Below are 5,306 nucleotides of genomic sequence, written 5' to 3' on the forward strand. Positions count from 1 at the left end.
GGTGTGACCCAAGTTCCGTGCTCCCACCAGTTCGTCCAGGGCCAAGTTTGCATTAAGCCGAGGAGCGAAACTCCGATGAATCCGAAGATGAGTATTCCGACCATGAAGTAAAGACTCGGTATATTGGGGAAGGGATGCTTCAATTCCTTAGCGATTCTGAGGGACTCCAAAGCCATCAGAGCGAGGGGAACTATTTCGAGAACGCTTATAACACCTCCGAGCATAATCCAGAAAGTTGGCGTCCCTATCCAGAAATAGTGGTGTCCCTGCCCTATTATTCCAGATGTAGCTGCCAGAATGACGTCGTAGAATATGTATTTGTCAACGACTTTTTTAACTCTCGAATCCGGAATCAGGAGCATTAGGACGAGTCCTATAGCTCCGGCATAGGCTATCTCCAAGCTCCCTTCAACCCAGTAGTGGACAGTCCACCATCTAAAGTACTCGCTGACGACGACGCTCTTGAAGAACAAGTTCCCCGGAATGTAAAGGAGGAACGTTCCGGCAGCGCCTATTACGAGTGCCCATAAAGCTAAAGGCCACTCTTTCGGACTTGGAAGAGTTTTTAGGACGACCACAGCCACTATAATGAATCCTATGAGGATGAATATGTCCCAAAGTCTCCCAGCCTCGACGTACTCTTTTCCTTCAACGAGCATTGGTTGATTAGCAATCCATATGTTCGTTCCAGTTTGCATTAACGGAAGGGTTGCGAATATTCCTACGACAACGAAGACGAAAACTACTGCAAGCAGTTTAACCAAGCTCTGCCCCCATAGATCTCTCTTGGAAAGTATCGGTGTGAGGTAAAAGACCGCTGCAAATGTTGCTGCGAACAGCCAGAGTAGCAGTGCGTTTATGTGGTAGGCTCTAACCAAGTTGAAGTTCGCTATTCCCGAAAGCAAATCCGGATTGAGGTAGTATAGAGCAAGAAGTCCTCCGGCTACGAGCTGAACGAAGAAAAGAATCAAGGCTATAACAGCGAAGGGCAAAGCGAGCATCTGCGACCTGTACTCCGGCATCTAACTCACCCCCTCGCGTACCAGTAAAACATACCGAAGACGAGGAAGACCGTGAAGAAGACGGTCAGAATCCAGTATCCAACCCATGCGTCGAAGCTCTCGTACCACCTAACAGCGTTCTTTTCGAAGCTCGTTGCAAAGCTGTAATCGTTCTCCTTCATCGGAGGCCAGTTGTTCGTGTTCAGATCTTTGAGATAGAGCATCCAAGCGGTTAAAGCGTCAATCTCCTCTTCGCTCAGGTAGAAGGGCATGTACTTCGTTCCAGCATATGTTTCCAGCAGCTTCTTTATCGTGTCTCCATCTCCAGCCTTTCTTGCTATGTAAACTAATTCGGGAGCGTAGTACGCTCCGTTTCCGACTATCGTATGACAGCCCATGCAGTTGTAGTCTATAGCAACTTTCCACCCGTCCAGAGCGGTCTTTCCGTTGTATGTCACCGCCTCCGGATCGGGATTCCTCTTCGGATCGAGGGAAAGGGGTGTTAAGATCACGATCATTAGAATCGAAAAAGCGACGACGAACTTTCCAAGCCTTTCGAAGGGTATCTCGTCAGCCTCTGCCCTCTTCGTCTTCCTTGCGTAGTACACATACAAAGCCAAAGCTATCGCTATCCCCACTATAAAAGAGCTGAAAAAGAACAACTCGTAGATGTACTTCATGTTTCTCGGTTAATAAAATATAAGAAATTTCACGATTTTCCCTAACTTTTTAGGGTTTTAGCAGTTTTAAAACTTATAGATAACGCTGTAATGATCTTTAATTTATAACCCCCTTTGAGGTCTGATGCTCGTTTGTTTAGCCTAATCGACATTCTGATCCTCACGTTTCAAGCACAAGTATCAAAAAATTTTTGTGTTGAGGTTAAATTTTGAGCTACATGTACGTAAGTTACCCTCCAAAAAGAAAAAACGGCAAGGGAAAAATAATTGCGCTTGCGGTGCTTTTCGGATTTTTCCTGCTTTCAACCCTTGCATCGTCGGTAGTTGTGATAGATCAGACGGAAGTTGGAGTCGTGAAGGTGCTCGGAAAAGTTCGAGATGAACCTCTCGACCCGGGACTGCATTTCGTAACGCCCTTCATAACCGAAATCGTGAGAATGCCAGTTTACGAAAAAACGATGGAGATGGTAGGAGAAAAGCATATAAAAGCTCTTACTTCTGAAGGTTTGCCGGTGTTCTTCGACATGGCTATTCAGTATAAGATAGACCCGAGAAAGGCTCCGGAAGTCTACTCAACACTGAAAAACTACGAAGTGTGGATGGAAAGCAGGATAAGGGCGCACATAAGAGACATAATAGCTCAGTACAAAGCTGAAGATCTCTACACCGAGAACAGAGAGCTAATTCAGGCGGATATTGAGAAGAGGCTCGACGAGGAATTCAGACCCTACGGAATTTTGATTACCGCCGTTTTGATAAGAAACATAGATCTGCCGGAAAGCGTTGAGAAGGCGATCCAAGCAAAAATAGAGGCTAAGCAAGAGGCAGAAAGAATGCAATACGTCGTTCAGAAGGAAAAGCTTGAAGCCGAGAGAAAGAAAGTGGAGGCGATGGGGATTGCTGAAGCGAATAAGATAATCGGAGAGTCTTTGAGAAACAATCCCGAGTACATCCAGTGGTACTATTTGCAGGTTCTTGACGATTTCGCAAAGTCTGGAAGTTCGGTGATTCTCGTTCCGGTGCCTGGTAACTTCTATCCGGGGGTTAACATCTCGAACATTCCTCCCGTGATTCTTCCGACAACGAAATAAATGAAATGGCTTTTTCTTTTTTAATGATTCTTTACGCCTTGGCAGCCGGGACATTTACATGGCTTCTAACGACTTTAGGAGCTTCGGCTGTACTGTTAACAAAAGAAGTTAACAGAAAAATCCTCGACGCATCTCTTGGCTTTGCTGCTGGGGTTATGGTAGCCGCAAGCTTTTTCTCACTTTTACTTCCTTCGATAGAAATTTCTGACAGCTGGTTTCCAGCTGTAATTGGCTTTCTTCTTGGCGGACTGTTCTTAAAGCTCTTGGATTCGACGATACCCCACTTACACATTGGTTTTAATATCGAGGAATCTGAAGGTGCGAAAATTCCTCTAAAAAAGACGACGCTTCTTTTTTTGGCAGTAACGATTCACAACATCCCCGAGGGGTTGTCTATCGGAGTTTCTTTCGGAGAGAGCATTGGTGCCGCTTTAACTTTGGCACTCGGAATAGGAATTCAAAATATCCCGGAGGGTATGGCGATCTCCCTGCCTTTAAGGGGCGAGGGTTTTTCGAGAGTGAAAAGCTTCACCTACGGATCCCTTTCCGGGCTTGTAGAACCCGCTTTTTCGGTTTTTGGTTTTTTAGCAATAACGATTTTCAGCCAGATTTTGCCCTACGCTTTAGCATTTGCAGCTGGAGCAATGATATACGTTGTTGTCGAGGAGTTAATTCCAGAATCCCAGCTCCACGGGAACGAGGATGTCGCAACACTATCTGCTATGCTCGGATTTGCGGTAATGATGTTTCTCGATTTGTATTTTAGCTTTTGAAAATTTTTATTCCGCTGGGTAAAAGCGATAAAGTGTGAAAGAGAGAGCTCTCGTTTTAGAATCATTCGCAGCCGGGTTTTACGTCAACATAACAAGGAGTTTGGCTCCGATATTCATGGCAGCCATGGGGTTAACGATAAAGGAAATCCTCCTGATAAACCTCTACTCCTACTTTTTCGCTTTCCTATTTTCCGCCTTTTTATACAAATTCAGAAAGTTTCTTTTGATTAACCCGAAAAAGTACCTTCTCGCCTTTCACTTCGCGGAGAGGGTGTTCTGGTGCTCTTTACCAATCGCTTACAGCTTCGACCTTCTCTTTCTTGCGTACCCTTTAGCGGTGATTAGCTCAATTCCGACTTCAGCTTTCATAACTTTAGAAATTCATGCAATTGAGGACAGAGAAGAAAAAAAGAAAGTGCTGTACTACAGATCTGCCTTAAGTGCCCTTTCCAACATGCTTGGAGCTATGACGACAGTCTTTTTATTATTCGTCTTAGAAGGGGCGGAGAAATATCTCGTCCTGTATTCTCTCGCTTTTCTATCCGGAATCTTCTCTTCAATACTCGTTTTAACTTTCGAACCAAAGCAAGTCAAAATTTTTGAACCAAGCGAGGAGGTGAGGGTGAGATATGTGAACGTTTTGCTTTTCGTTCTTCTATTAAATTCCTCTTCAGCCATCATTGGAGCTACGTGGACTCCCTACGTTATGAAAAGACTGAGCGCTCCAGATTATCTTGCCGCATCTCTTGGGGCGATGCAAACCCTTGCTTCGATAATTTCTCCGATCTTTTGGGCTAAAAGAAGTTATAGGGACTATAGATTAGCCATTGCCACACTTTCGGCTTTTCCAATCCTGATATTCTCTCTGAACGTGCCGGAACTTCACGTAGCTCTCGCATTTAGCTATGCTTTTCTGCTTTCAGCAGCCAACATCCTTTCTTCATTTCTATTCGCTGAGATAAGCGAAGCGAGGGATAGGTTAGCTTTTCTCTCCACGATTGTGGCTGCTCTTTCTCAACTTCTTGGAATGAGTGTGGCATACTCTGCCGACAAAGTAGAAGAGATTTTCATCTTTTCTTCTCTCCTCCTAATTGCAGCCCTCTTGCTAACTTTCTTTACTATCCCCGAAACTGCTATAGACCCAGAGAGGGCGAGGATATATTCCAGAGCAGTATACACGACGACAATTCAGGGTTATTCCTTCTCGATTTACGTTACAAAAGAGGTCAGCCTGCTTGCGCTCAGACTCATCGCTCTGGTCTTCATAATCGCTGTGTTAACGTTTTTATACAGATTTGCTTATTATTTAGCTGGATGAACGTCGAGGAATCGGTATTGCTGGCTTTAAAGGATGTGGAAGCTTTATTACCGAAGCTCATACTTTCGGTATTCGTCCTAATTCTATTCTTCTTCGTTGGCTTGATCCTCAACAAAATCTTCTCGAAAGTTTTGGAAATTGTAAAGATCGACGAGATGTTTAAGCCTTTTGAAAAATACTCTGGTTTGAGCTTTTCAACGTTCATTCTCGCGATAACTAACGTGGTAATAGCTTTAGCAGCTTTGTACACTCTTGCGAGCACTATATTTCCGGGCTCAATCGAATTCGTCAACTCAATTCTTGAGTATCTCGCGAGGATTATCAGCGTTCTCTTTCTAATTTCCGTTGTTTTCGTAGCCGTGAGCAAGATTACAGAAAAAATAGCTGTTGAACAAAAAATGAAGAGCTTCATGACGCTCATAAGCTTGTACATAATCCTCGTA

The 5,306-nt window shown here is 44.3% G+C and carries 6 protein-coding genes; 4 read left to right on the forward strand and 2 right to left on the reverse strand.

Annotated features, from left to right (window positions below):
• Together F7C14_RS08660 and F7C14_RS08665 are read right to left on the reverse strand one after the other, a co-directional pair.
• The coding region (locus F7C14_RS08660) for a cbb3-type cytochrome c oxidase subunit I (RefSeq protein ID WP_290901892.1) at window positions 1-1,022 on the reverse strand (1,022 nt) is incomplete at its 3' end.
• A gap of 5 nt (window positions 1,023-1,027) precedes the next feature.
• Window positions 1,028-1,681: a cytochrome c gene (locus F7C14_RS08665; protein WP_290901894.1), complete on the reverse strand. Its 654-nt coding sequence runs from the start codon at window positions 1,679-1,681 to the stop codon at window positions 1,028-1,030.
• 218 nt (window positions 1,682-1,899) lie between these two features.
• Here F7C14_RS08665 and F7C14_RS08670 point away from each other — a divergent pair, with 218 nt between their 5' ends.
• The 4 genes from F7C14_RS08670 to F7C14_RS08685 all read left to right on the forward strand — a co-directional run.
• Window positions 1,900-2,772, forward strand: a complete 873-nt coding sequence (locus tag F7C14_RS08670) for a prohibitin family protein (RefSeq protein WP_290901896.1) — start codon at window positions 1,900-1,902, stop codon at window positions 2,770-2,772.
• A 23-nt stretch (window positions 2,773-2,795) separates the two neighbouring features.
• Window positions 2,796-3,545, forward strand: coding sequence for a ZIP family metal transporter (locus F7C14_RS08675; protein ID WP_290901898.1), 750 nt, complete (start codon window positions 2,796-2,798; stop codon window positions 3,543-3,545).
• A gap of 34 nt (window positions 3,546-3,579) precedes the next feature.
• On the forward strand, window positions 3,580-4,863 hold the full coding sequence (locus F7C14_RS08680) for a hypothetical protein (protein ID WP_290901900.1): 1,284 nt from the start codon (window positions 3,580-3,582) through the stop codon (window positions 4,861-4,863).
• Window positions 4,860-5,306, forward strand: a 447-nt coding sequence (locus F7C14_RS08685; RefSeq protein ID WP_290901902.1) for a hypothetical protein, incomplete at its 3' end; no start/stop codon positions are given. The genes F7C14_RS08680 and F7C14_RS08685, both read left to right, overlap by 4 nt.

Origin of the sequence: Ferroglobus sp. (assembly GCF_015521575.1) — an archaeon.
In the GTDB taxonomy this organism is placed as follows: domain Archaea; phylum Halobacteriota; class Archaeoglobi; order Archaeoglobales; family Archaeoglobaceae; genus Ferroglobus.

Coding starts and splice junctions, on each gene's coding strand:
- F7C14_RS08665 (WP_290901894.1), bottom strand. CDS start 1,681: ATGAAGTACATCTACGAGTTGTTCTTTTTCAGCTCTTTTATAGTGGGG.
- F7C14_RS08670 (WP_290901896.1), top strand. CDS start 1,900: ATGTACGTAAGTTACCCTCCAAAAAGAAAAAACGGCAAGGGAAAAATA.
- F7C14_RS08675 (WP_290901898.1), top strand. CDS start 2,796: ATGATTCTTTACGCCTTGGCAGCCGGGACATTTACATGGCTTCTAACG.